25 protein-coding genes, 1 tRNA gene and 1 pseudogene are annotated in these 26801 nt (G+C 42.4%); 21 read left to right on the plus strand and 6 right to left on the minus strand.

Annotated features, from left to right (window positions below):
• The first annotated feature begins 1 nt into the window (after position 1).
• The 12 genes from D3P12_RS14405 to D3P12_RS14460 all read left to right on the plus strand — a co-directional run bounded on the left by D3P12_RS14405 (position 2) and on the right by D3P12_RS14460 (position 9910).
• Positions 2-334, plus strand: coding sequence for a DUF4133 domain-containing protein (locus D3P12_RS14405; RefSeq protein WP_118196647.1), 333 nt, complete (start codon positions 2-4; stop codon positions 332-334).
• Positions 331-2838 (plus strand): TraG family conjugative transposon ATPase, encoded by a 2508-nt coding sequence (locus tag D3P12_RS14410; protein ID WP_118196649.1) that lies wholly within the window; start codon positions 331-333, stop codon positions 2836-2838. The genes D3P12_RS14405 and D3P12_RS14410 overlap by 4 nt, the downstream gene beginning before the upstream one ends.
• 21 nt (positions 2839-2859) lie before the next feature.
• Complete coding sequence (locus D3P12_RS14415; RefSeq protein ID WP_118196651.1) at positions 2860-3492, plus strand: DUF4141 domain-containing protein; 633 nt, start codon at positions 2860-2862, stop codon at positions 3490-3492.
• 3 nt (positions 3493-3495) lie between these two features.
• Positions 3496-4491: a conjugative transposon protein TraJ gene (traJ, locus tag D3P12_RS14420; protein WP_118196653.1), complete on the plus strand. Its 996-nt coding sequence runs from the start codon at positions 3496-3498 to the stop codon at positions 4489-4491.
• Positions 4492-4504: 13 nt separating this feature from the next.
• The gene (traK, locus tag D3P12_RS14425) at positions 4505-5128 is read left to right on the plus strand and encodes a conjugative transposon protein TraK (RefSeq protein ID WP_118196655.1); all 624 of its coding nucleotides are present in this window, start codon (positions 4505-4507) and stop codon (positions 5126-5128) included.
• 10 nt (positions 5129-5138) lie between these two features.
• The gene (locus D3P12_RS14430; RefSeq protein WP_118196656.1) at positions 5139-5567 is read left to right on the plus strand and encodes a hypothetical protein; all 429 of its coding nucleotides are present in this window, start codon (positions 5139-5141) and stop codon (positions 5565-5567) included.
• Positions 5568-5580: 13 nt separating this feature from the next.
• Complete coding sequence (locus D3P12_RS14435; RefSeq protein ID WP_118196658.1) at positions 5581-5868, plus strand: nitrogen regulatory IIA protein; 288 nt, start codon at positions 5581-5583, stop codon at positions 5866-5868.
• A complete protein-coding gene (gene traM / locus D3P12_RS14440) occupies positions 5855-7177 on the plus strand; it encodes a conjugative transposon protein TraM (RefSeq protein ID WP_118196661.1) in 1323 nt (440 codons plus the stop codon). Before D3P12_RS14435 ends, traM begins: the two co-directional genes overlap by 14 nt.
• Before the next feature lie 23 nt (positions 7178-7200).
• A complete protein-coding gene (traN, locus tag D3P12_RS14445; RefSeq protein WP_118196663.1) occupies positions 7201-8103 on the plus strand; it encodes a conjugative transposon protein TraN in 903 nt (300 codons plus the stop codon).
• Between the two features lie 17 nt (positions 8104-8120).
• On the plus strand, positions 8121-8678 hold the full coding sequence (locus D3P12_RS14450) for a conjugal transfer protein TraO (protein WP_118196665.1): 558 nt from the start codon (positions 8121-8123) through the stop codon (positions 8676-8678).
• A 53-nt stretch (positions 8679-8731) separates the two neighbouring features.
• Positions 8732-9136: a DUF3872 domain-containing protein gene (locus tag D3P12_RS14455; protein ID WP_373604707.1), complete on the plus strand. Its 405-nt coding sequence runs from the start codon at positions 8732-8734 to the stop codon at positions 9134-9136.
• A 336-nt stretch (positions 9137-9472) separates the two neighbouring features.
• A complete protein-coding gene (locus tag D3P12_RS14460) occupies positions 9473-9910 on the plus strand; it encodes a response regulator (RefSeq protein ID WP_118196667.1) in 438 nt (145 codons plus the stop codon).
• Positions 9911-10141: 231 nt separating this feature from the next.
• On the opposite strand, the gene D3P12_RS14465 is transcribed toward D3P12_RS14460, so the two are convergent.
• Positions 10142-10675: an antirestriction protein ArdA gene (locus D3P12_RS14465; RefSeq protein ID WP_099372183.1), complete on the minus strand. Its 534-nt coding sequence runs from the start codon at positions 10673-10675 to the stop codon at positions 10142-10144.
• Positions 10676-11330: 655 nt separating this feature from the next.
• On the opposite strand from D3P12_RS14465, the gene D3P12_RS15455 reads away from it, so the two are divergent.
• On the plus strand, positions 11331-11492 hold the full coding sequence (locus D3P12_RS15455; protein WP_165438746.1) for a hypothetical protein: 162 nt from the start codon (positions 11331-11333) through the stop codon (positions 11490-11492).
• Positions 11493-11518: 26 nt separating this feature from the next.
• Positions 11519-12523, plus strand: a pseudogene (locus D3P12_RS15625) (recombinase family protein); the annotation flags it as partial.
• Between the two features lie 526 nt (positions 12524-13049).
• On the opposite strand, the gene D3P12_RS14475 reads toward D3P12_RS15625, so the two are convergent.
• The 3 genes from D3P12_RS14475 to prmC form a co-directional block, all read right to left on the minus strand.
• Positions 13050-13122 (minus strand) — tRNA-Lys (locus D3P12_RS14475).
• A 132-nt stretch (positions 13123-13254) separates the two neighbouring features.
• Entirely contained in the window at positions 13255-14904 is a 1650-nt protein-coding gene (locus tag D3P12_RS14480; protein ID WP_118196669.1) for an amidohydrolase, read from the minus strand.
• A 36-nt stretch (positions 14905-14940) separates the two neighbouring features.
• The gene (gene prmC / locus D3P12_RS14485) at positions 14941-15819 is read right to left on the minus strand and encodes a peptide chain release factor N(5)-glutamine methyltransferase (RefSeq protein ID WP_157970365.1); all 879 of its coding nucleotides are present in this window, start codon (positions 15817-15819) and stop codon (positions 14941-14943) included.
• Between the two features lie 57 nt (positions 15820-15876).
• On the opposite strand from prmC, the gene ribD reads away from it, so the two are divergent.
• The 3 genes from ribD to D3P12_RS14500 are packed head-to-tail and all read left to right on the plus strand — an operon-like array spanning position 15877 to position 18399.
• Positions 15877-16929 (plus strand): bifunctional diaminohydroxyphosphoribosylaminopyrimidine deaminase/5-amino-6-(5-phosphoribosylamino)uracil reductase RibD, encoded by a 1053-nt coding sequence (gene ribD / locus D3P12_RS14490; RefSeq protein WP_118196673.1) that lies wholly within the window; start codon positions 15877-15879, stop codon positions 16927-16929.
• On the plus strand, positions 16926-17795 hold the full coding sequence (locus tag D3P12_RS14495) for an EamA family transporter (protein WP_118196675.1): 870 nt from the start codon (positions 16926-16928) through the stop codon (positions 17793-17795). The genes ribD and D3P12_RS14495 overlap by 4 nt, the downstream gene beginning before the upstream one ends.
• Positions 17782-18399: a YigZ family protein gene (locus D3P12_RS14500; protein ID WP_118196677.1), complete on the plus strand. Its 618-nt coding sequence runs from the start codon at positions 17782-17784 to the stop codon at positions 18397-18399. Before D3P12_RS14495 ends, D3P12_RS14500 begins: the two co-directional genes overlap by 14 nt.
• Here the strand turns inward: D3P12_RS14500 and D3P12_RS14505 are convergent.
• A complete protein-coding gene (locus D3P12_RS14505; RefSeq protein ID WP_118196679.1) occupies positions 18392-19282 on the minus strand; it encodes a polyphosphate kinase 2 family protein in 891 nt (296 codons plus the stop codon). The two genes, D3P12_RS14500 and D3P12_RS14505, sit on opposite strands and share 8 nt — an antisense overlap.
• 112 nt (positions 19283-19394) lie before the next feature.
• Here D3P12_RS14505 and D3P12_RS14510 point away from each other — a divergent pair, with 112 nt between their 5' ends.
• Both D3P12_RS14510 and D3P12_RS14515 read left to right on the plus strand, forming a co-directional pair.
• A complete protein-coding gene (locus D3P12_RS14510) occupies positions 19395-21716 on the plus strand; it encodes a transglycosylase domain-containing protein (RefSeq protein ID WP_118196681.1) in 2322 nt (773 codons plus the stop codon).
• Positions 21717-21766: 50 nt separating this feature from the next.
• Entirely contained in the window at positions 21767-24928 is a 3162-nt protein-coding gene (locus tag D3P12_RS14515; RefSeq protein WP_118197118.1) for a DPP IV N-terminal domain-containing protein, read from the plus strand.
• A gap of 25 nt (positions 24929-24953) precedes the next feature.
• Here D3P12_RS14515 and D3P12_RS14520 read toward each other — a convergent pair whose 3' ends face one another.
• Positions 24954-25289, minus strand: a complete 336-nt coding sequence (locus tag D3P12_RS14520; protein WP_157970366.1) for a GIY-YIG nuclease family protein — start codon at positions 25287-25289, stop codon at positions 24954-24956.
• A 93-nt stretch (positions 25290-25382) separates the two neighbouring features.
• Here D3P12_RS14520 and D3P12_RS14525 point away from each other — a divergent pair, with 93 nt between their 5' ends.
• A complete protein-coding gene (locus tag D3P12_RS14525; RefSeq protein ID WP_118196685.1) occupies positions 25383-26153 on the plus strand; it encodes an XRE family transcriptional regulator in 771 nt (256 codons plus the stop codon).
• An 86-nt stretch (positions 26154-26239) separates the two neighbouring features.
• A complete protein-coding gene (locus D3P12_RS14530; RefSeq protein ID WP_118196687.1) occupies positions 26240-26671 on the plus strand; it encodes a hypothetical protein in 432 nt (143 codons plus the stop codon).
• Positions 26672-26801 lie beyond the last annotated feature (130 nt).

The following is a 26801-nucleotide window of genomic DNA, read 5'->3' on the forward strand; positions in this document are numbered from 1 at the left end:
TATGAGCAATTACAATATCAATAAAGGTATCGGTAGGACGGTCGAGTTCAAAGGGCTGAAAGCACAGTACCTGTTCATCTTCGCCGGAGGCTTGCTCGGTGTGCTTGTCCTCGTCATGATTATGTACATGGCAGGCGTAAACTCCTACGTGTGCCTGCTTGTCGGGGCAGGCGGAGCATCGCTCATCGTTTGGCAAACATTCGCATTGAACGGCAAATACGGCGAATACGGATTGATGAAAGTCGGGGCAAAGAAAAGGCATCCGAAATACATCATCTGTCGCAGAGCCGTACACCGCTATCTGAAATGCACCCCTAAATCCAATGCCCTATGAGAAACAAAGGAAAAGCCACAACGTTGGAAAGCAAGTTTCCATTACTGGCGGTGGAACACAACTGTATCATTTCAAAGGATGCAGACATCACAGCTTGCTTTCGGGTACACCTGCCGGAACTGTTCACGGTAGCATCGGCAGAGTACGATGCCATTCATTCGGCTTGGCACAAGGCTATCAAGACCTTGCCGGACTATACCATTGTCCACAAACAGGATTGGTACATCAAGGAAAATTATGCGCCGGATATTGCACAGGAAGACCAAAGTTTCCTTGCGAAATCCTATCAGCAACATTTCAACGAACGTCCTTTTTTAAACCATTACTGCTATCTCTTTTTGACCAAGACGACCAAAGAGCGGATGCGGATGCAGAGCAACTTTAGTTCGCTTTGCAGAGGTGTACTTATCCCGAAAGAAATTAGGGATAAAGAAACCGTCCGCCGTTTCATGGAGACGGTTGCACAGTTTGAGCGGATTATCAATGATAGCGGTTTTGTGAAACTGGAACGCTTGTCCGAGGATGACATCATCGGCACAGACGGCACACAGGGTTTGCTCGAACAGTACCTTACCCTGTCGAGGGAAGCCGGAACGCCCATGCAGGATATAGCTTTGGGCAGTGAGGATGTGCGTATCGGCAACAAAAGGCTGTGCCTGCACACCCTGTCCGATACGGACGATTTGCCCAACACGGTATCGGCAAATACGAGGTATGAAAAGCTGTCCACGGACAGGAGCGATTGCCTGTTGTCCTTTGCCTCTCCGGTCGGCTTGCTCCTTAGCTGTAACCACATCTACAATCAATATCTGTTTTTGGATAACAGCGATGAGAACCTGCGCAAGTTTGAAAAGTCAGCCCGTAATATGCACTCACTGGCAAGGTATAGCCGTGCCAATCAGATTAACAAAGAGTGGATTGAAAGGTATCTGAACGAAGCGCACAGCTTCGGGCTTTCCTCCGTCCGTGCGCACTTCAATGTGATGGCGTGGTCGGATGACCCAAGTGAACTCAAACAGCTAAAGAACGACACGGGCAGTGCGCTCGCTTTGATGGAATGCAAACCGAGGCATAACACGGTGGATGTTGCCACGCTGTATTGGGCAGGCATGGCAGGCAATGCAGGCGACTTTCCGGCAGAGGAAAGTTTCTATACGTTCATCGAACCTGCATTGTGCTTCTTCACCGAGGAAACCAATTACCAAAATTCGGTATCACCTTTCGGCATCAAGATGGCGGACAGGCTCACGGGAAAGCCTATCCATTTGGACATTTCCGACCTGCCCATGAAAAAAGGCATAATCACGAACCGCAACAAATTTATTTTGGGGCCATCGGGTTCGGGTAAGTCTTTTTTCACCAATCACATGGTACGGCAATACTACGAACAGGGCGCACACGTCCTGCTCGTGGACACCGGAAATTCCTATCAAGGATTGTGCGAGTTGATTAAGGGCAAGACCAAAGGCAAAGATGGTGTTTATTTTACCTATACCGAGGATAACCCCATCGCCTTTAATCCGTTCTACACGGACGATGGCATTTTCGACATCGAGAAAAGGGAAAGTATCAAGACTTTGATACTGACTTTGTGGAAGCGTGACGATGAACCGCCGACCCGTTCGGAGGAAGTGGCGTTGTCCAACGCCGTGAGCGGTTACATCGAGCGTGTCAAGCAAAGCGGTGAATATCCCTCTTTCAATGGATTTTACGAGTATGTACGGGGTGACTACAAAAGTGTACTGGAAGAAAAACAGGTAAGGGAAAAAGACTTTGACGTTGCAGGTTTCCTAAATGTATTAGAGCCTTACTATCGTGGTGGCGAGTACGATTACCTGCTCAATTCAGACAAGCAACTTGACCTGCTTTCCAAACGCTTTATCGTGTTTGAAATTGATGCGATTAAAGACCACAAAATCCTCTTTCCCATAGTGACCATCATCATTATGGAAGTATTCATCAACAAGATGCGCAGGCTCAAAGGTGTGCGCAAAATGATACTGATTGAGGAAGCGTGGAAAGCCATCGCCAAAGAGGGAATGGCGGAGTACATCAAGTATCTTTTTAAGACTGTAAGAAAATTTTTTGGAGAGGCGATAGTCGTCACACAAGAGGTCGATGACATCATCCAGTCACCCGTGGTCAAGGAAAGTATCATCAACAATTCCGACTGTAAAATCCTCTTAGACCAACGCAAGTACATGAACAAGTTTGACGACATCCAAGCGATGCTCGGACTGACGGAAAAGGAAAAATCCCAAATCCTTTCCATCAACATGAACAACGACCCGTCAAGGCTTTACAAAGAGGTGTGGATTGGGCTTGGCGGTACGCATTCCGCCGTGTATGCCACAGAGGTTTCGCTCGAAGAATACTTAGCCTACACCACGGAGGAAACCGAAAAAATGGAGGTCATGCAACTGGCTTCCGAACTGGATGGCAATGTGGAACTGGCGATAAAGCGCATTGCCCAACAAAGGCGTGAGAACGCAAATAGTTATTAATCATTTAAAAAAATCAGAACAATGAAGAAAGCAATGTTACTGGTGTGTACGGCATTTATGCTTGCCGTTGCACCGTCCGCAAAGGCACAGTGGATAGTGGTTGACCCGTCAAACCTTGCATCGGGTATTATCAACTCCGCAAATGAAATTGTGCAAACCTCGTCTACGGTATCTAATACCATCAAAAATTTCAATGAGGTAAAGAAAGTGTATGAACAGGGCAAGGAATACTACGACAAACTGAAAGCCGTAAACAACCTTGTAAAAGATGCCCGTAAGGTGCAACAGACGGTTTTGCTCGTGGGTGATGTGTCCGAAATGTACGTGAACAATTTCGGCAAGATGATGAACGACCCGAATTTCAGTCCACGGGAACTGACGGCAATCGCCAACGGTTATTCCACGCTCCTAAACGAGAGTACCGAACTGCTCAAAGAACTGAAACAGATTGTAAGCTCGACCGGACTTTCCTTAAATGATAAGGAACGTATGGACATCATCGACAGGGTTTACAAAGAGGTCAAGGATTACCACAGCCTTGTTCGGTATTATACCAACAAAAATATCTCCGTGAGCATTTTGAGGGCAAAAAAACAGAACAACACCCAAAGGGTGCTTGAACTGTACGGTACGGCTGAACAAAAATACTGGTAAGCTATGGAATGGAACAATCTTCACGAACTCCTGCGCTCGCTGTACGATGAGATGCTCCCACTGTCCGCCGATATGGCGACAGTGGCAAAGGGCATCGCCGGATTGGGTGCACTGTTCTACGTAGCACTGAAAGTGTGGCAGGCATTGAGCCGTGCTGAACCGATAGACGTGTTTCCGCTCCTGCGACCGTTCGCCATCGGGCTTGCCATTATGTTCTTCCCGACCATCGTATTGGGAACTATCAATGCCGTAATGTCTCCGGTGGTAAAAGGCACACACGCCATGCTCGAAAATCAGGTGCTTGACCTCAACCAGTTGCAACAGCAAAAAGACCAGTTAGAACGGGAAGCCATGCTCCGCAATCCCGAAACCGCTTACCTCGTAAGCGATGAGGAATTTGATAAGAAACTGGACGAATTGAGATGGTCGCCGTCCGATTTAGCTACCATGTCGGGAATGTACCTTGACCGACAAGCCTATAAGATAGAAAAAGCCATAAAGGAATGGTTTCGCAACCTTTTGGAGATACTTTTCCAAGCATCGGCACTGGTCATAGATACCATACGGACGTTCTTTCTTATCGTGCTGTCCATACTCGGGCCGATAGCCTTTGCGATAAGTGTATGGGATGGTTTTCAGTCCACACTTACGCAATGGCTGACCCGATATATCAGCGTGTACCTATGGTTGCCCATATCCGATATGTTCAGCTCCATACTTGCGAAAATACAATCGCTTATACTGGAACGGGATATTGAAATGCTTGCCGACCCTACGTATATCCCCGACACATCCAACACGGTGTATATCATCTTCATGCTGATTGGGATTGTGGGCTACTTCACCATTCCAACGGTGGCAGGTTGGGTTATCCAAGCCGGAGGCGCAGGGAACTTCATGCGCAACGTCAATCAGACTGCATCGAAAACCGGAAACATCGCCGGAGCCGGAACGGGGGCAGTGGCAGGCAATATCGGTGGCAGATTAATGAACAAATAAAAATCAAAAAGCAATGGAATTTAAAACATTAAGAAACATAGAAAACAGCTTTAGGCAAATACGGCTGTACGCCATTGTATTTGCCGTACTCTGTACCACCGTGACAGGCTTGAACGTATGGAAAGCCTACCAGTTTGCGGAGGCGCAACGCCAAAAAATATATGTACTGGACAACGGCAAATCATTGATGTTGGCACTGTCACAGGATGCAAGCATCAACAGACCTGTTGAGGCAAGGGAACACGTTAAGCGTTTCCATGAACTGTTCTTTACGCTTGCACCCGATAAGAACGCTATCGAAAGCAACATGAAAAGGGCGTTTAACCTTGCCGACAAAAGTGCCTTTGACTATTACAAAGACCTTTCGGAAAAAGGTTACTACAACCGTATCATTTCGGGCAACGTGCAACAGCGTATCGAAGTGGACAGCGTGGTCTGCAACTTCGATACTTATCCGTATGCGGTAAGAACGTATGCCAAACAGTTTATCATCCGTCCAAGCAATGTGACCAAACGAAGTTTAGTCACCTCATGCCTATTGTTAAACTCGGTCAAGTCCGACAACAATCCGCAGGGTTTCAATATCGAAAAATTTGCCGTGTTGGAAAACAGGGATGTAGAAATCATAAACCGCTAAAATCAAGATTATGCAAGCAATATCAGATTTGAACACATTTGCCAAAATCCTTACCGCAAAAGGGTATGACGGCTATTTCCATACGCAGGGAGCGTATGCCGGAAAACTGAAAGACAGCATAAGTGAATACCTCGAAAACTGCCGAAAGGGTGCGGAGGGCGCACCAAAGTCACAGTTATTATTGACGGGCTTTCTGCAATGGGCAGGCGATGACAAACCCTATGTAGAATGCTGTATGTGGGTGAAATACCTAAACGGCAAATTCTTCCTCCATAAAATGGAGGTTGCAAGAAAAGACCAATTCGGGCAATTATTGAAACAAACGGAACTGACCGACCTATCCGTAGTGACCGCTCCCAAAGCAAAGGAGGCAATCGCTATGGTGAGCGATGCACCGGAGCAAAAGACGGTTCACAGGCAGAAGTGGTTCAGTTTCTAAAACGGATTGGGGCATGAAAAATCTAAGAACGACAATCAATAATTGGTTTGACAAACTCGATGGACAGTGGCGAGCGATGCCTGTTGAAAAACAGCACCGCTATACGCTACTGCTCTTTTCGGTCTATGCGCTATTGTCCATTATCGTACTGTTAAAAGTATGCTACGATGTAGCACAGCCCGATAATACCCTAACGATAGAACATATCGAAAACCCGATTAACAGGCAAAACAAATCCTCGGTTTCTCCGCAGGACAGTATTAACACAATCTTAAAACGTAAAATGTATGAAAGACAGTGAAAACAAAGTAAGTTTTTTGGTCGAAGATGGCGACCCGAAAAACGGAATGGATGCACCCCAAGACGGTGCGCAGAACAAAGCCGAAAAGTTAAAAAAGCCCATCATTTTTGCCCTTATGGGCGTGGTGTTCTTCGGCTGTATGTATTTAATCTTCAAACCATCTTCCGACAAGCAAAAGGTTGAGGATATTGGTCTGAACGATGTCGTACCGCAGGCTACCGATGCAGGGCTTCAATCCGACAAGCAAAAGGCTTATGAACAGGAAATGCTCGAACAGAAAATAGAGGAAAAGCGCAATGCGCTCCTGTCATTATCCGACTATTGGAGCGAGGACAGTACCGCCGATCCGGAAGTGGAGCAACTGGATGAGGGCTACGAAGACGGCTACGCTTACGGCGGTGGTACACGCAGGAACAGCAACCCTGCTCTGAACAGTTACCGCAGTGCGCAAAATACGCTGACCTCGTTCTACGACAACAACGATTACGAAACGCAGGAACTTCGCAGACAGGTTGAGGAATTGAAAGAGCAACTGGCCGAAAAGGACGTACCGCCTACAACGACCGTGGAAGACCAACTGGCTTTGATGGAAAAGTCATACGAAATGGCTTCCCGTTACTTGCCAAAGGCTCCAGAACAAACAGGTAATGCTGATACAACAGTTTCGGCAAAGAGTGCTTCGCAAAAAGAATATTTTGTGGCATTCAATCCCGTAAGGAAAAATACGGTGTCCGCATTGTACCGTGAACCGACCGACAGTGCTTTTTTGGCAAACTGGAACGAAACCCGAAACCGTGGTTTTTATACGGCAGGTATTTCGGAACAGGACATACAACCGAAAAACAGTATCAAGGCGGTAGTACAGGAAACACAGACCGTGACAGGCGAAAGCGGTGTGCGCTTACGCTTGTTGGAAACGGCGCAAACTCCCGTCCGTTCCATTCCGGCAGGAACGGTATTGACGGCAAATGCCAAGTTCCAAGGTGGCAGGTTGCAATTAAAGGTAACATCCATCGAATTTGAGGGCAACATTATTCCGGTTGATATAACCGTGTATGATGTGGACGGACAGCAAGGACTATATGTACCATATTCCCCCGAAATGAATGCTCTTAGCGAGATTGCCTCCAACATGAGCCAAACCTCCGGCACTTCTATTATGATGACACGCTCGGCAGGGCAACAGATGGCAGGTGACCTTTCCCGTGGTGTGGTTCAGGGCGTATCTGGCTACTTCTCAAAGAAAGTAAGGACACCGAAAGTGACCGTGAAAGCCGGTCATCAGCTATTCCTCGTTTCAAAAAACTAAAGTTCAATTAAAATAATATCGATATGAAAGCATTATTTAAGAGCCTCATGGCAATGGTCTGTTTAACAGCCTTTATTACAGGAGCGAATGCACAACAAGTTGCATCCAATACCACAAAATTAAGCATGGGTAAGGTTGAGCCTTACGAAATGCAAGTGACGTACAGCAAGACCTCGCACCTCATATTCCCGTCCGCAATCCGCTATGTGGATTTGGGCAGTGAGTACCTTATTGCAGGTAAAGCCGATGATGCGGAAAATGTACTGCGCATTAAGGCAAGCGTAAGGGATTTTGACGAGGAAACCAATTTTTCGGTCATCACGGATGATGGTCAGTTTTATAATTTCAACGTTTTTTACAGTCCTTATCCCGCAACACTGAATTATGATTTGCTGACCATGCAAAAGGTATCGAACAGGAAAAACGGCAACGATGTTCTGTTTGAGGAACTGGGAGGCAATTCTCCGTCACTGGCGGGCTTGCTCATGGAAACGATTTACAAAAAGAACAAAAGAATTGTAAAGCATATCGGGGCAAAAAGCTACGGCATACAATTCCTGCTGAAAGGTATTTATGTTCACAACGGAAAATTCTATTTCCATACGGAACTGCGTAACAAAAGCAATGTACCGTTCAACATTGACTTTGTGAATTTCAAGGTAGTGGACAAAAAAGTCGCCAAGCGTACCGTGGTGCAGGAAAAGGCAATGAACCCGTTGCGGATGTATAAAACGCTCGGTGAAATTACGGGTAACAGCACCGACCAAAACGTGTTCCTGCTTGACCAGTTTACCATCACGGATGACAAGGTACTCGTGATTGAAATCTTTGAAAAGAACGGTGGCAGGCAACAGGTGTTGCAGGTGGAAAACTCCGACCTCGTACACGCCAAACTGATAAGCGATATGCACCTAAAGATTAATTAACCCAAAAGGAAAGAACAATGATAAGATACATTTTTGCCGTGGTGCTTGCCATGCTAAGTATGACGGCAGTACAGGCACAGCGTATGCTCCCCAAACAAAAGGGATTGGAGATAAACGCAGGTATGTTGTCCAAAGATATAAGCGACAATTACTATCTGAATTTGACATTGACCGTGAACGGAAAGAACGGCAGTTACTGGATATGGGGTGCGGAATATGCCTATCAGCTTTCCGGTTACAGGGATGTACAGATACCGCTCGAAACCTATACGGGCGAGGTGGGTTACAGTCTTCAGCTATTGGGCGATGCAAGAAAGACCATCACGCTGAATGCAGGGCTAACAGCCGTTGCAGGTTATGAAACGATTAACCGGAGCGAAGCCATGCTACCGGACGGCTCGACCATCCTCGACAGAGACAATTTTGTTTACGGCACAGGCGGACGGCTCACGCTCGAAACGTACCTGTCCGACCGCTTTGTGTTGCTCCTGCAAGGACGTACCAAAGTGCTTTGGGGTACGGATTTTAAACAGTTCCGTCCATCGGCAGGGATTGGACTAAGGTTTAACTTTTAAATTGATTTACGATGAAAATATCAATCAGAAAATACCGCCTACATTTACAGGCGATGTTCATGCTCTTGGCAATGTTGGTCTGCGCCGTGGTGCTGACCTCCTGCGAAAAAGACGAGATCGACATACAACAAAATTACCCTTTTGAGGTACAGGTAATGCCTGTACCCAAAGAGGTGACGAACGGGCAGACCGTTGAAATACGGATTACCATTGAACGGTCGGCCAATTTCAGCGATGCGAAATACTTTATCCGCTATTTCCAGTTTGACGGACAGGGAGCATTGCGGTATTACAGCGAACCGCCGTATATGCCCAATGACCTGTACCTCTTGCCACAGACACAATTTAGGTTGTATTACACCTCGCAATCCACCGTATCACAGGCGTTTGATATTTGGATTTCGGACAATTTCGGAAACGAAAAGCAAGTCAGTTTCCAGTTTAACAGCCGTGATTAAAGACAGAAAAATCCTGCCCGATGTGGCGGGATTTTTTAGTAGACTTAAAATGTAGTGTACTTTGCTCTTAAAGGACACGATTATAATATTGTGTATAATAAATCGCTTCGTTATCTTTGCTAATAGAAAATATTAAAATACTTAAAGTGTTTTTGCTTTAAGTCTCGATACTGAAAACTGGTAATTTTTAAGACAACGAGACAATAAGTAGGAATACTCACGCCATAGGCGTGGGTGCTCGCTTATTCGTTGTCAGGCATACCAGTGCCCCAGTATCGGTAAGTGTAGTTGCCTGCGCTTTTTTTATTGCAGGTCGCTACTTTTAAAACAGATATTATGAATACTGGAAAAGACAACAAAAACAATGTCTATGTAGCGGTCATAGATGACAATCCAAAGCTTCGGGATATGTCTGTAAAGCAACTTGAAAATTCGGGATATACGGTATTGTTCCAATCGGGTTACGGGCAGGATGCCCTACAAAAAATAAAAGAGGGTGGCAAGTTGCCGGATGTCTGTCTCATAGAGGAAGACTTTGCTACTGCTAAACTTTTGCTCGAAAAGTACCCCGATTTAAAAGTTCTAATTTCCAGTACGGACGATAACGAGGAAAGTGTAACGAGTATGCTAAAGGCAGGTGTTTCGGGCTATATACTGAAATTCGCTGACCCCGATGGAATGCTAACCGCCGTTAAAGCATTGAGTGAAAATAAAAAATATTTCAGCATGGGGATTAGGGGGGTAGCAATGGAATACTTTAAAAGTCAATCATAAACGTAGGTTTCTTTGCTACTTTCTTTTTCGTCTCAACTCACGAAAGAAAGTAGTCTGTTTCAAGCACAGCTCTTTTGAAAAATGCAATGGAGGAAACTGCGGGATGCGAGCATTTGACCAAGGGGGTGTTCCACTTTTCGCAAAAAAGACTGTTCCGACCTGGGGAGGATCTGTCTTTTTTGCCCGAACAGATTTTAATAAAAATGGGAACGGCGCACCGTTCCCTAAAATTCACGAATTACAAAATACATGACCACCATCGCTCCAATAATCACCACAAAACAGGTCACGGGCAAAAGCTTCATAATCGAAGTACCTTTTTGCAAATTCGGGTAAGTCCATTTGCTCAACCTGTTCATAGGCAAAATCTTCCTCGTCCTTGTATTCGCCTATATAGTCATCGTCAAAGTCGCTTATTAGGTCGCTTATATCCCCCTCGGATAGCTTACGGTGTCCGTTGTCGCACCATATTAGGAATGCTTCTTTTCGGGTTTCGTCCATATCTTCCAAAGCCTCCAAAACTTCAAATATGTTATCACTTATCCAACACTCACCGATTAAGCCCTTAGGTATGTTTTCGTAGTCTTGAAACATAAATTCGGGGTCTTCCTCGTTATCGTGTAGCTTCTTGCAAGCGGTGTAAAATTCCTCGCTGTTCGCATAATCGGAAAGGTCAAGCCATTTCCCGAAGATTGAACCGTCATTGTATTTTCTGTATGTGCCGACATATACCCTTGCTTCCGATGTGTTTATTTGTTGTATCATTTCTTTACCGTTTTAAATTGTTTTTGATTTATTCGGCAATGAGAGGTGGTGCTGTTGTTTTGTTTCAATACCATTTCCAATGCTTTTAATTCTCATGCCTGACATTTTTTTTATTCGTGTAAAGAGCCGGAGTATGCTGTGTTTCGTTTCGGGAGCAGTTTAGGTTAGTGTTTAGGAGGCACAAGGTTTTGGAAAACAAATACTACCCAACGGGTGGAGATTTTTTTTCAAACTTGCATGACCTTTTGCCTCCGTTAAGAACACGTCCAACCTTTGCTCCATGAAACGTGAAAAACAGGCATACTCGCTTTTTACATTAAAACCAATTGTGGAAGTAAGGAGGATAGTGTGTGGAAAATGGTTCAGAAAGAATTTAATATCTGTTAGTACGGCTACAGGTGATTGAAGTTTGGAGTGGAACAGCCCAACCTGTGGAACGACATCTTCAATTTCCTATTCCCAATCATAGCCCTAAGCTCTTTTGCGGTCAGTAGTGAAGCGAATGCCGTAAATGTGCTTTGGCTATTGTAATGCCACGCGCCAATCTAAGCCAAGTAATCCAGTAAGAAGACATATCCTAATGCTCGTTCCATCAACTCGATAAGTTTGTTTATGCGGATTAATCTGCACGGTTAGCAGGCAAAAATGAGTTGAGATGGAGAAAGAAAAAACGAACGATTTAACTCCCGAAAGAGTTGTGCAAATCTTGAAAAAGAAAGGAACAGAGGTCGATTTAGAGGAAGCAAAAACCATCTTGGAGTTTGTCAAGAAGATAGCTGACATTGCAGTTAACCAATATCTAAGAGGAAAACTTTAATCTAATGAACAAAGAAAACTGTTGTGATGAGAAAGGCAGATTTATACATACGTGTATCGACAGACGAGCAAGCGGACAAGGGATATTCGCAACGTGACCAAGAAGACCGATTAAGAAAATATTGTGAGATAAAAGGCATTCCGGTAAGGGATGTTTACATAGAAGACCATTCGGCAAAATCTTTCAAACGTCCGGAATGGCAGAAATACTTATCCAACCTACGCAAAACAAAGAACAATAAAGCGGGGTCGATAATACTATTTACCAAATGGGATAGGTTTAGTAGAAACGCAGGGGATGCCTACCAAATGATTAACCAGTTACGTACACATGGCGTTGAACCTGTGGCAATCGAACAGCCCTTAGACCTTACCATTCCCGAAAATAAAATCATGCTTGCGTTCTATCTTGCTTCACCCGAAGTGGAAAACGACAGGCGTGCGTTAAATGTTTTTCACGGAATGCGCAGGGCGAAAAAAGAAGGGCGGTATATGGGAACAGCGCCTTTGGGGTATGTTAACAAGATAACAGAGGGCAAAAAGAAATTCATTGCCCCACATGACTTTGAAGCCCCCCTTTTGAAATGGGCATTTGAACAAATCGTTTCCAATAACTTCAATACGGAACAGATATGGAAAATGGTTCGGGAGAAAGCAGATGGAAAGGGGCGATTCAGTAAGAACAATTTTTGGGTAGCCATGCGAAACCCATTGTACTGTGGCAAAATATTCATACCTCCCTACAAAGAGGAAAAGGGATGTTTTGTCAAAGGACAACACGAGCCTTTAATCAGCGAAAAGACCTTTGCTGATGTGCAGGATATTCTCGATGGGAGAAAGAGGATTGTAAAGCCTAAAATCGTGGCTATGGACAATTTGCCACTTAGAGGGTTTCTCAAATGCCCTAAATGCGAGCGTATGCTGACTGGAAGTGCCTCAAAGGGAAAGATGGGCAATTACTATTACTACTATCATTGTAGTTCTGCCTGTGGAACAAGGTTCAAAGCGGAGACTGCTAATGAGGCTTTTTTAAAACAATTGCGGTATATGTCGCCAAAAGAGGGAATGGTCGATGTTTTTATCGAAGCCTTTATAAAAGACTTCAACAGCAAGACCAAAGCCCAAAACACCGAACGGGCAAATATCATAGATGAGATTGATGCGTTGAACAAACGCTATCAAAATGCGCTTTTAAAAAACGCCGATGGAGAAATGGCAGACGATGATTTCCAAGAAGTAAAGAAATTGACCAAAGGAAAGATTGAGGTTTTGGAACGAAGATTAAATGATTTGGCAGTGGTCGGAACAGAGATTAAGGATTTGGTCGCATCTACCTTAAAAAAGGTCGCAAACATTGATAGACGCTATGAAAACGGCGATATTGAGGAAAAAAGGCTTATAGTGAGTTCGATGTTCCCCGATTTTTTGGAATTTGACGGAACAAGACATCGAACTCCGAGACTAAATTCGGCGATTGCTCTTATTTATCAGAATAACAGCAAGTTACAAGGTAAAAAAAATGGGACAAGTCTATCGTTTTTAGACTTGTCCCAAGATGTGATCCCGCTGGGGCTCGAACCCAGGACCCATACATTAAAAGTGTATTGCTCTACCAGCTGAGCTACGGAATCTTTTACGTTTATGTAAATACTTCCTTTTTTGAAAGTGATGCAAAGATAGAATTATCGACTATACTGTCCAAAAATAATTGAATTTAATTTCAAATGAATGATTAACTTCCTTGATTTCAACGCCAAACATTTCTAATTATTTTTCGAAAACACAGTCTCACCGGCAATTACTGTACGATTAACCTTTGCGCTTCTCAACTGTTCGTCTGGAATCTCCATAATATCTTGCTCCATAATAACGAAATCAGCAACCTTCCCTACTTCAATACTTCCATGTGTTTCTTCCTGAAAAGATGCGAAAGCGGACCAGATGGTCATGCCCCTTAATGCTTCTTCTCTGCTGATGGCATTTTCTGGTTGAAATCCACCTTCTGGATAGTTATTAGCGTCAACCCGTGCTACAGCGGCATGGAATCCATATATTGGATTAAAATGTTCTACAGGAAAATCACTTCCTAAAGCAAGCATCCCATATTCGTTTAATAAATCTTTATAGGCGTAAGCACCTTTGATGCGCTCTTGTCCTAGGCGCTGTTCGGCCCAGTACATATCAGATGTGGCATGGGTGGGTTGCACAGAAGGTATAATTGAATAGGAAGCAAATTTTGCAAAATCTGTGGGTGCGATAATCTGGGCATGCTCGATCCGCCAGCGACGATCATTTTTTCCTTTCAAATATTTTGCATAAACATCGAGCATGACACGATTTGCCGAATCTCCAATTGCATGGGTATTGACCTGGAAATCTGTTTTACTTAAAACACTCACAACCGAATCTAATTTAGACGGGGAAAGTAAAAGAAACCCAGAGGTTTGTGCATCTGAGTAAGGATGGATGAGGCAAGCACCTCTTGATCCGAGAGCACCATCAGCCATTAGTTTAAAAGACCGAACCGTCAGGCGGTCACTAATATACGTGCCTTCTTTACTAAAATGATCTAGGTTTTTCTCACTTAATGCGACCATGGCATAGTCCCGAATTTTCAATTTTCCGTTCTCGTACAACTTTTTCAGCAGCTCAATCTGATTAATCCCTAAACCGGCATCTGCTATGGTGGTGAGACCAACCGCAAAACAGGAATCTTGAGCATTTATTAACTGACGAGTTAAATCTTCTTCTGTAGGATCGGGGATATTACGTGCCACCACGTTCATAGCATTGTCAACCAATACACCGCTTAGTTTACTATCAATCGTTACGAATAAGCCCCCTTCAACATTACGCGACTGGGTAACGCCTGATAGCTCCAACCCTTTGTTGTTAACGATGGCGGCATGCCCGTCTATACGTGTTAGGTAAACAGGAGTTTCGGGGAAAGCCTCGTTCAAAAGCTTATTATCAGGAAATTCTTTTCCTGGCCACTTGTTTTGATCCCAACCTCTTCCCAAAATCCACTCTGCATCTGGATTGGCTTCCCGAAAAGCTTTTAAGCGTTCGACTGCTTCTTCGAAGCTTCTAGTATTGTTAAGATCGGCTTGAGCGAGCGTGCTACCAAGACCAAAAAAGTGTGCATGGGAATCGTAAAAACCCGGATAAATAGCCTTCCCTTCGGCATCGATCACGTGGCTTGACTCATAATTCTTCAAGATTTGATCTGTTGTCCCTATTTTGATAAATTTTCCGTCTTTGACAGCAAAAGCCTCTGTCTTTGAAAAGGAGCTGTCTACAGTATAAACAACACCATTGTGTACGATGAGGTCTACTTGAGTTTTTGAAGAGCAAGCCGAGAATAGTAAACCTGCTAGTGCAAGGACGTTAAAGAGTAAAAAGTTCTTTTTCATTTTCGTGTTTTAGATTGTTATATATTTTGTACGTCGTCAAGAATATAAAGACGCACGTATCATGCGGTCGTTTCCTGAAATATCCTTTCTTAAAATAATGTCCTTAAACCCACAGGATCTCAAGTAATCTATCAGGATGTTACCATAGCGTTGATTAATTTCGAAATAAAGCCTTCCTCTGTCATGAAGATTTTTGAGCGCAAAATCGGCAATGGATTTATAAAAAATAAGTGGACCTTCTTGATCGACAAACAATGCTCGGTGTGGTTCATGATCGATAACGTTGGAATGCATTTCGCGTTCTTCTTCCCGACTAATATAAGGTGGGTTACTTACGATGATATCAAACTTTTGGTTTAGCTGATTGACATAGGGTTCTGCTTGCAGGATGTCGAGCTGCAAGAAATCGATTTCAGCCTTATTGAGTTCTGCATTTTCCTTGGCAACCTCTAATGCGTCAGGTGATATATCAACGGCATGAATTTGAGTTTTGCATCGTATCTTTTTTTTAAGGATGATGGGGATGCAACCGCTTCCGGTTCCAATGTCGAGAATGCGAACCGGTTCGCGAATCTTGAATTGCGTTACATCATCTATGATCCATGCCACTAATTCTTCTGTTTCCGGACGTGGTATTAAAACGGAGTTGTTTACGGTAAACTTCTCTCCATAAAACCATGAGTAACCAATAATGTGTTGAAGCGGCCGGCCTGTAACTAATTCATCTAAAATCTTTTGGAGTTGGGTGATTTGAGCTTCGTTAAACCGGAGCTTTTCATTTAGTTTCAGCTGTACTCTATCCAGTTCTAATACATGTTCCAAGCTAAGCCAATATAATTCGCTAGTCTCTTGCGAATCATAGAGATCTTTCAGTGCTTCTATAAACTCTTTTTTAATTTCCTTGAGGTGAGTCATGGATAAGTATTTAATATTCAAATCTACATAAAATAACGAAAGGAGTATATTTGCATTATGCAGAACCATGAGTTGTATATGAGGCGTTGCCTTGATCTCGCTTCATTAGGTGCGGGCTCCGTGAGCCCAAATCCAATGGTCGGAGCTGTCATCGTTCACGACAATCAGGTTATTGGCGAAGGCTGGCACAAAGGATTTGGACAGGCCCATGCTGAAGTAAATGCGATTAATCAAGTTATCGAAACGCGTGGTTTACAATCAGATGAACTGTTGCGAAACTCAACGCTGTATGTGAGTTTGGAGCCTTGTGCGCATCATGGCAAAACACCGCCTTGCGCTGATTTGATTATCCAACATCAGATACCCGAGGTAGTTGTTGCTTGTCGAGATTCTTTTGACAAAGTGAATGGAAAAGGGATCGAACGATTACGGGATGCAGGAGTTAAAGTAATAGAAAGTGTTTTAGAAAAGGAAGCTAGGCATTTAAACCGTCGTTTTTTTACGCGACTATCAAAAAAGCGACCGTATATCATTTTAAAATGGGCTCAGACTGCGGACGGCTTCTTCGCTCCGAACAAACCTCAGCAGAAGTGGATTAGCAATAAACAATCGAAATTATTGGTTCATCGTTGGCGAGCTGAAGAAGATGCCATTTTAGTTGGGAAAAACACGGCGCTGATTGATAATCCACAACTCAATACACGGTTGTGGGAAGGTAAAAATCCAAAGCGGATTGTATTGGATCGCAACCTGCAGCTTCCATCGGGTCTTCACCTGTTTGATAAATCTATCGAAACCATCGTCCTCAATGAAGTAAAAACAGATGTACAGAAAAATTTAAAATTCATCTCTTTGGAAAGTTTCGACTTTTATTTAGCGGAGAGCATTGCTTTTCAGCTGTTTCTGATGGATATACAATCGGTAATCATAGAAGGGGGTGCAAAAACTCTGGACCTCTTTATAAAGGCCGGTCTCTGGGATGAGGCTCGTGTGTTTACATCAGACATTGTTTGGGGCGAGGGGCTATCTGCCGCTTCGCTTCTTCACACTGCTCCAAACGAGTCGATACGATTAGGGAGCGACCAACTGTCTATCTATTACCATTCATGATATTTGTATTTTTTAGTATCATCTGTAGTGTACTGGTTTCAATCATTTTGAAACTAGCGAGACGGTATGAAGTAAGCACAAACCAGATTATAGCATGGAACTATCCGACCGCGGTTTTACTTAATATAATGTTTTATAAACCGGAAATCCAGCATATTTCATTTGAAGTCGGAAATACCATCCTATATCTTACTCTCGGCTTTCTTTTACCTGCTATTTTTTGGGCCATTGCCGCCTCAATCAGATATACTGGTATTGTCAGGACTGATATTGCGCAACGTACGTCGATTTTCATACCGCTTATCGCAGCATTCCTGATTTTCAATGAAGAGCCAAACACAAAATCAATTGTCGGTATAGTCGTAGGTATAGCCGCTATTCTTTGTTCTATCAAATGGAGTGCATCCTCAGACTCTAGAACGCAGAAAAGGAGCTGGGCATATCCGTTGATTATTTTCTTCGGAATGGGTCTTATTGACGTGCTTTTTAAACAAATTGCCCAGCATCAACAAATGCCCTATACCGCTTCTGTCTTATTTGTGTTCATTATGGCAATGGTTATCTCATTTATTTATATTGGCACGCGAATATATAAACGAAAAGAACCGTTTAATATCGTGGCGATCATTTGGGGTGTACTCTTGGGTGTATTTAATTTCGGCAATATCTTGTTGTATATGAAAGCGCATAGAGCAATTCCAGAAAACCCATCCGTCGTTTTTTCTGCCATGAATATCGGTGTAATTGCCTTGGGTGCAATAGTAGGCTTATATTTATTCAAAGAGAAGTTATCCGCTTTGAACAAAGTCGGCATTTTGCTTGCTATCATTTCTATCCTTATTATTGCAGGTAATGAGTCTATTTGAAGATACTTATCGAACGATAAACGCTCCTATTACGGGCATTTTTAAAGACAAAGGGAGTAAATTCATTGCATATGGTTTCCCTTTTGAAGATGAGCAAGATTTAAAAGATCTTTTAACCGAGGTCAAAAATGAACACCCTAAGGCTAGGCATCACTGTTATGCATATCGACTGGGTATGGACCGGACTGTTTATCGGATAAACGATGATGGTGAACCTGCGGGATCGGCAGGCAGACCCATATTAAACACTTTATTATCCAATGACTTAACGAACACCCTAATGATTGTGGTTCGATATTTTGGCGGAACTTTGCTAGGGATACCGGGATTGATACATGCTTATAAAACGGCCACGCAGGATGCTATTGATCAGGCGGAGATCATAGAAAAACATGAACGGGATATCTATGAAATAAGCTTTGAGTATCCCCAGATGAATGATATTATGCGACTTGTCAAAGATGATAATCTTGAAATAATCAAACAGGATTTTGAAATTAGCTGCTTGATGCAGATCGCTATTAGAAAATCGATTGTAAACCGTTTAGCCGATCAGTTTGCAAGTCTTCCGAATATTAAACTTAAATATCTTCGGACTATTTAGGCTTATCTGCTTCACTTTCCAATTGTTCTTTATAGAGTTTTAACTCTTCTGCTTGCTTTTTACTTACTTTGGGGAAATCGGGATTCATCTCTTGAAGGGTTTTTACGATAATCCGACCTATTGCCAGCCTGGAGAACCATTTTTTATCGGCCGGGATGATATACCAAGGTGCTTCATCTGAGCTGGTTGCGCTGATACATTCTTCATATACACGTTCATAATCCTCCCATAACTCCCTTTCATCGAGGTCTCCGGCTGAAAATTTCCAATGTTTATCCTTCTCATTCAGACGATCCATAAACCGCTCATGTTGTTCTTCTTTGGATAAGTGCAGGAAGAACTTAATGATTGTCGTTCCATTTCGAGTTAGATGCTCCTCAAATTGGCGAATACTTTTGTAGCGATCATCCCAAAAGGGCTTTGTGATGTCATCTACCTTCCGGATATTTGGGAGTCGCTCTTTTAAAATGTACTCCGGATGCACTTTACAGACTAATACATATTCATAGTGTGAACGGTTATGAATACCTATTCTACCCCTCTCTGGCAAAGCATCGTAATGCCGCCACAGAAAATCGTGCTCATAATCTTCATCGTTAGGTTGTTTAAAACTAAAAACCTGGCAACCTTGGGGGTTCACGCCACTCATTACATGCTCTATAGCGCTATCTTTACCGGCAGCATCCATGGCTTGAAAAACAATCAATAAGCTCCGGCGGTTTTCCGCATATAGACGCTCCTGAAGTTCAAATAGCGTCTCTTGGAAGTCTTCTAAATCTTCTTTAGCATCTTTCTTCGACAGACCAAAAGTTTCATCTGTCTTAAAATCAGCTAGTTTAATCGGTCCTTTTGTTATCTTAAACTGTTTATAATCTTGGCTCATTAGTTGGGTATTTATGTTCAATTCTCTATATCACATGAAACAATTAGCACGTAATGCTCAGTAAAATAAATATAAAGATAATTTTATTTAAACATTTACGATATTTACGGATATGTTTAGAAGAATTAAGAATAAGTTCCTCCGGTACCTCCTCATTTCTGTTTACTTCGTTATTATTTTTATCTGTGCTATTGAGATTAACTTTCTTAATTTTTTTGGATACTCGCCGACAAGGGATGACATTCAAATGCCAGAACTAAATGTTGCTTCGCAATTTTATTCTGCAGATGGAAAGCTTCTTGGAAGTTATTTTAAACAAAATCGGAATCCGGTTCAATACGATGAACTTTCTAAACCTTTAAAAGATGCATTAATATCTACCGAGGATATCAGGTTTTATAAACACAATGGCGTCGATTTCATTGCGGTATTTACGAGTATCTTCTCTACTTTTCAGGGAGAACGACGTGGTGCCAGCACGTTGACACAGCAGTTGGCAAAAAACCTGTATCAAACCCGCTACGACAAATCATCAGGTCTTCTTGGAAAAATACCCGGTGTTCGAATGATTATCATCAAAATCAAAGAATGGATGACGGCATATAAACTCGAGACAAAGTATTCGAAAGAAGAAATCTTGACGATGTATTTAAATACGGTATCATTTGGCAATAATACATATGGTATCAAAACAGCCGCTAGTCATTATTTCAATACGCTACCTGACTCGCTGAATGCCCCCCAATCTGCCTTACTGGTTGGAATGCTAAAAGGTACGACACTCTATAATCCAATTAGAAATCCCGAAAACGCCAAGAAGAGAAGGAATATAGTTTTAGGTCAAATGGCCAAGGAGGGCTTCATCAGCGCTGACCAACTGAACGATTATGCAAAATTAGATATTGGCCTGTCTGTCGCAGAAATAGATGACGACCAAATTGGAGATTCATACTTACGCTCGGCAGTTTTAAGATTTCTTGATGAATGGAGCAAGGAAAGTGGTTACGATATTTATGAAGATGGTCTCCAGATTTATACGAGTATTGACTCACGAATGCAGTCTTATGCTGAAGAGGTAGTTGCCAGACAGATGAAAATTTTGCAGAATCGTTTCGAAAATGTCTGGGGCAATGATCTGCCTTGGCGCGATTCGCAAGGCGATGTGATCGAAGGATTTCTTGAGAACTTGGCAACAAAAACCAACTATTATGAGTTTCTGAACGAAAAATATAAAGGTAACAAGGACAGTATCCAATTTTATCTGGAACAGGAAAAGGAAATGGAGGTATTTACGTGGGATGGGATGAAAAAAGTCAACTATTCTACGCTCGACTCGCTGGCTCATTATGCTAAGATGATTAATACAGGGATGATGTCAATGGATCCATTCACCGGCGAGATTAAGGTTTGGGTAGGTGGGATTAATCACAAATATTACAAATTCGATCATGTCGACCAGGCACGGCGACAAGCAGGGTCTACATTTAAACCTTTTGCTTACCTTACCGCGATAGAGCAAGGTATGGCGCCATGTGATAGGTTTGTCGATAAACCCGTAAAAATCGAATACATCGAAAATGGAAAAGAGATGCAATGGGAGCCTAAAAATGCAGACTGGAATTTTACTTATCAGAATATGTCGCTTCGATGGGCAATGGGTCGTTCTGTTAATTCAATCACCGCGCAAATCACTGAAAAAGTGGGCTGGGACAAAGTAGTTGAGACAGCTCATCGCGTAGGTATTAAAAGTCCGCTAAAATCGGTGCCCTCTGTTAGTTTGGGGTCTAACGACGTAAGCGTATTGGAAATGGTGAAAGCATATGCTACATTTTTAAATAAGGGAAACTTGGTAGAACCTATTTTGGTAACGACAATAAAAAATAAAAAAGGCGAGGTAATCGCTGAATTTAAGCCTGACAACAAACGGGTTATCAGTGAAGAAGATGCTTGGCTGATGATTTATATGCTTCGAGGAACAATGGACGAACCAGGAGGAACGTCGCAGGCGCTATGGGAGTGGGATCTTTGGAAGAATGGCAATCAAATTGCGGGAAAAACTGGTACCTCGTCGGATTATGTTGATGGTTGGTATATGGGACTCACGAAGGATTTGGTCACAGGCGTATGGGTTGGAAACGACGAAAGGAGTATTCACTTTAAAAGTTCCGCAACGGGAGAAGGGGCGCATACCGCTCTTCCTATTTTCGGAATGTTTATGGAAAAGCTCTACCAAGATGAGAACAGTGGGTACACATACGGCCCCTTTCCTGACCCTACAGTGGAAATCACGAAAAAGTATAACTGCCCGACACCTAGACCCCGCCCACGAATTGACTCAACGGTAGTTGACTCAGGTGCAATCCCTCTGCCTCACGCTATTGAGATGGATCGTATTTTGGAGGAGATTGAGGGAAGTTTACCAGACAGTTTATAAACAAAAAAACATATCTTTAACTAGACAATTATAAAGAAACGATGGAATATATGGTTACAAAACGACTTAACAAGAATGCAGTAATAAGGATTTCATTTCTGATTGTTTTGTTCTGTTCGTTCTTCGATGCTCAGGCTCAATATTTTGGTCAAAATAAAATGCGCTACAAGAAGCTTGATTTTAAAGTGAAGGAAACTCCGCATTTTAATCTGTATTATTATATGGAGAATGATTCCCTTCTCGAGAATTTTGCAAAGGAAAGTGAATTGTGGTATGAACTTCACCAACAGATATTCCGGGATACGTTTGACCATAAAAACCCATTGATCATTTATAATAACCATCCCGATTTTCAACAAACAACTGCTATACAAGGCACTATCGGCGTAGGGACCGGCGGGGTGACGGAAGGGTTTAAGAATCGGGTAGTAATGCCCATCATGCAGGTTAACAGTCAAACGCGGCACGTACTCGGACACGAGATGGTTCACGCATTCCAGTATCATTCACTGATCGAAGGAGATTCCACTCAATTGGAAAACATTGGGAACCTTCCCTTATGGATGGTTGAAGGTATGGCAGAATATCTTTCTGTTGGAAAGAAAGACGCCTTTACAGCTATGTGGATGCGCGATGCGTACCTCAACCAGGATATACCGACACTGAAAGACCTGACTGAAAGTAATAAGTATTTCCCATATCGTTACGGGCAAGCATTTTGGTCCTATATCGGTTCAACTTACGGAGACACGGTCATTGTGCCGCTATTTAAGGCTACAGCAAAGTATGGTTACCAAATGGCTGTTCGCAGGGTTTTGGGCTACGATGAAGCGACAGTCTCTAGTTTATGGAGACAAGCTATCGAAAATACCTATAAGCCACTTTTAACGGATACAACCAAAAAACCTGTTGGAAATATTATCATTGACAAAAACAATGCTGGTAATACGAACGTATCGCCAGCTATCTCACCAGACGGTAAATACGTTGCATTCTTATCTGAAAAAGATCTCTTCAGTATCGACCTTTTCCTAGCTGATGCCCAAACCGGCAAGATTCTACGGAAATTAACGAGTCGAATCAGCAACAGTCATATTGATGAATTTAGCTATATCGAATCAGCGGGTAGTTTTTCGCCTGACAGTAGAAAATTTGCCTATAGTGTATTCTCTGAAGGACGTAATAAACTCATGATCACTGATGTTGAGAATGGAAGAACCCTTTTGACTGAGGGCATGGGAGAAGTGGGAGAATTTAGTAACATTACTTGGGCTCCGGACGGAAATTCTGTTGTTTTTTCTGGCTTGAAGCAAGGACAAAGCGATCTCTATGAATATAACATCCAAACGAAAGAGCTAACACAATTAACAGATGATCCTTTTTCGGAATATCACCCCTCCTATTCACACGATGGCAGACATTTGGTTTTTAGTAGTGACCGAGGCAGCTTTAAGCGTGGCGATGAATCTGTAAATATCAGTTTTAATCTCTCCTTGATGGATATGGGAACGAAACAAGTGGTTGATCTGCCTGTATTCCCAACAGCGAATAATTTAAATCCTCAATTCTCCGGAGATGACAGCCAAATCTATTTCCTTTCGAACCGAGACGGATTTAGAAACTTATATCGCTATACAATCGAAACAAACTCGACCGAGCAGCTGACTGAATATTTTACAGGCATTAGTGGTATTACCGAGTATTCACCGGCATTGAGTGTTTCTGCAAATGACGACATATTATACTCATACTATCGATCACAAACCTATACCATATATAATGCGAAAGCCGATGAGTTTGACCCACAGAGTGTGTCAAATGACGCAATAGACTTTACAGCTGCAATGCTCCCTCCTATTAAATCATATGGAGTAGACGTTGTCAATACCAACCTTAGAAATTTTAATAATTTAACAAGGATTGATACATCACAAATATACCCAATAGCCTACACACCGAAGTTTAAATTAGACTATCTGGCAAGTAGCGGCATGGGCGTTTCTGTAGGAAGTCGATATGGCGCTGGTTTGGCAAGTGGTATTCAGGGGATATTCTCTGACATCTTAGGGCGAAATCAAATTTTTGCTGGTTTGGCTATTAACGGTGAGATATATGACTTCGGCGGGCAAGTAGCCTATATCAATCAGGCTAGCCGCCTAAATTGGGGAGGTGCAATATCTCATATCCCATTTATCTCTGGTTTGGTATCTGCATCGATTGATGAAAACTCGCAGATCTCGCCGACAGGAGTAGCTTACTTGGACAACTACGATATTATAAGAACATTTCAGGAGCAAGCTGAAGCATTCGTAGCATATCCGTTCTCTAGAAGAACGCGTGTTGAATTGGGAGGCGCATTTGCACATTATAGCTATCGTATTGATCGCTACACAAACTATTACGCTGCAGATCCTGGCAGTGGATATCCGCTTTACTATTTAGGAGGTGACAGAAGAAAAATTAATTTAGACGAAGCTGCAGAAACATATGGTTCAAGCTTTGAGGCTTTCACTATTCAACAGTTGAACACAGCACTCGTAGGCGATAATTCGGTGTTTGGTGTAGCAGCTCCTCTTGCCGGTTATCGGTATAGATTAGGTGTAGAACAGTATTTTGGTGACTACAACTTCAGAAGTTATACAGTCGACTTAAGGAAGTACCACCGAATGAACAAAGTTACGCTAGCTGCTCGTGCTTATACATACATGCGGGTAGGAGAAGACAGCGATCGGCTATATCCTCTGTTTCTGGGATATCCTTATTTAATTCGCGGATACGAATCTTCAAGCTTTTACAATAATCAGGGTGGTGGCCTCTCTAACTTTAACTATAATCAGTTAATGGGTACTCGAATTGCTGTTGGTAATATCGAAGCCAGAATTCCATTTACAGGACCAGAACGTCTATCTCTAATCGAATCAAGGATGCTTTTTTCCGATCTGAACTTCTTTTTTGATATTGGTTTGGCATGGAGTGAAGGAGATAAGATTGCTTTTAAATCTGAGCCCGACCTAGTCGAACAGGTGCCTAGCCCATCAAATCCCAATGCTTATGTGAATGTCTACGAACGTGTCCCAGCAATGAGTGCCGGTGTATCTCTTAGGGTAAATATGTTCGGATATTTTGTAATCGAGCCTTATTTTGCAATTCCTTTCCAAAGAAACGATCTTAAATTCGGAACATTCGGAATTAACTTCGCTCCAGGTTGGTAGGATACTATAATAGGTTAAAGATCATTTAAGAGGCGACATTTAGCTTACGGTATGTATTCGATAGCCGGTGCATATCTAGTCGAAGGCTAAGGTCAATCCAGTTTGTATTGTCTCTGCGTATTAATCTTTCTTTCTGAGATCTTGTATATGCGTCAATCTCACATAGTCTACTGAGCGCCCTGTCCTGAGAAATCTCTTCGAAGTATACTAATCGTGCCGCATCTTGATGTTTATTAATACTCTGAGCTTGCCTCTGCTTATAATATTGTACAGTATAGCTTAAATCATCGGTTAAACCAATCTTAAAATTCTGTCGATTGGTATTTGTCAATATATACACAAATTGTTGCTTACCTTCCATTTCAACTAATTTTTTTGGTGATTCAATTTTAATTACTAACTTTAATGGCACAATTATACTAATAATATTAGTAATAACAAAATTATTTTTAAAATGTCTAACATCGCTGCAAACTTACGTTACCTAAGAAAAAAGAAAGGGTTAACACAACAGCAATTTGCTGATTTAATGGGAATTAAACGCTCTTTAGTAGGCGCATATGAAGAACACCGGGCTGAGCCAAAATATGAACTGCTAAAAAAAATAGTAGACTTTTTCGACTTAACGATAGACGAAATAGTTGATGAAAAAATAAACGACAAGTGGAAACCCAAGTCAATTGTAGATGGTTCATCATTGAGAATTCTAAGTATTACGACAGACAACGACGATAACGAAAACATCGAGCTGGTTCCTGTCAAAGCAAGCGCGGGCTATTTGAATGGATATGCTGATCCGGAATTTATTAGCGAGCTCCCTAAATTTAAACTACCCATGTTCAATCAAGGTACCTATAGGGCTTTTGAACTTAAAGGCGACTCGATGCTACCGCTGCTGCCAGGAACAATCATTATCGGAGAATACATGGAAGACTGGCACAATATTAAACCCGGGCAGACCTATGTTATCGTCTCGAAAACAGAGGGCGTTGTTTATAAACGGATTGCGTTCAAATTTAAAACAGACAAAGGCCTTAAACTCCTTTCAGATAACAAATCTTATGATCCATACTGGATTGAAACGAATGATATTCTCGAGGTATGGAAAGCAAAAGCATTTATTAGCACCGAATTCCCTGAACCGACCAGTGAGCCAACGCTGGAATCGCTAACTAGTATGATCACCGAAATGCAAAAAACAATCAGCACAATCAAACCCAAGTAATTTTAAAATTAACATTTTTTAACATTTAGCTGCTTAAACTTTTTTGTCGCGAAACACTCTATCTAATAAAGAAAAACACGAACGCGATGAAAAAGATAACATTATTAATATTAGCACTAACGGTGAGCGGATTCGCTTTCTCACAAGAGAGAGGACGAAAAAGAATATCCTCTCCCGAGGATCAAGCTAAAAGGTCAACAGAGATAATGACTAAACAACTCGACCTGACGGCTGAGCAAAAGGAAAAAGTATACGCTCTCAACTTAGATCGAGCAAAAGAAACACAGGCTAAAATGGCTGAACAAAGAGATGATCTAAAAAAGAGAACGGAAAAGATGAGAGAGGCCAGGAAAATGCACAATGAGAAAGTCAAAAGCGTTCTTACTGCTGAACAAAAAGAGAAATGGGAAGAGGCTCAAATAAAGTATTCGGAACAAAGACGCAATAGATTTAAAAGAGGCGCCGGAATGCGACAAAAACAGGATTCGACAAAGAGGATCCAACAAGATAAAAGGTAAAAAAGAGACCAAGTTTTATAATAGTTTTTTTGATTTCAGAATAGATTAAGTTTTAGGTTTAGGTTTAGTAAAGATTGTTCTGTTTCAGGTTCAGAGCAATCAGGCGACTCGCTTCTCAGGCGGGTCGCTT

Origin of the sequence: Pedobacter indicus (assembly GCF_003449035.1) — a bacterium.
In the GTDB taxonomy this organism is placed as follows: Bacteria; Bacteroidota; Bacteroidia; order Sphingobacteriales; family Sphingobacteriaceae; genus Albibacterium; species Albibacterium indicum.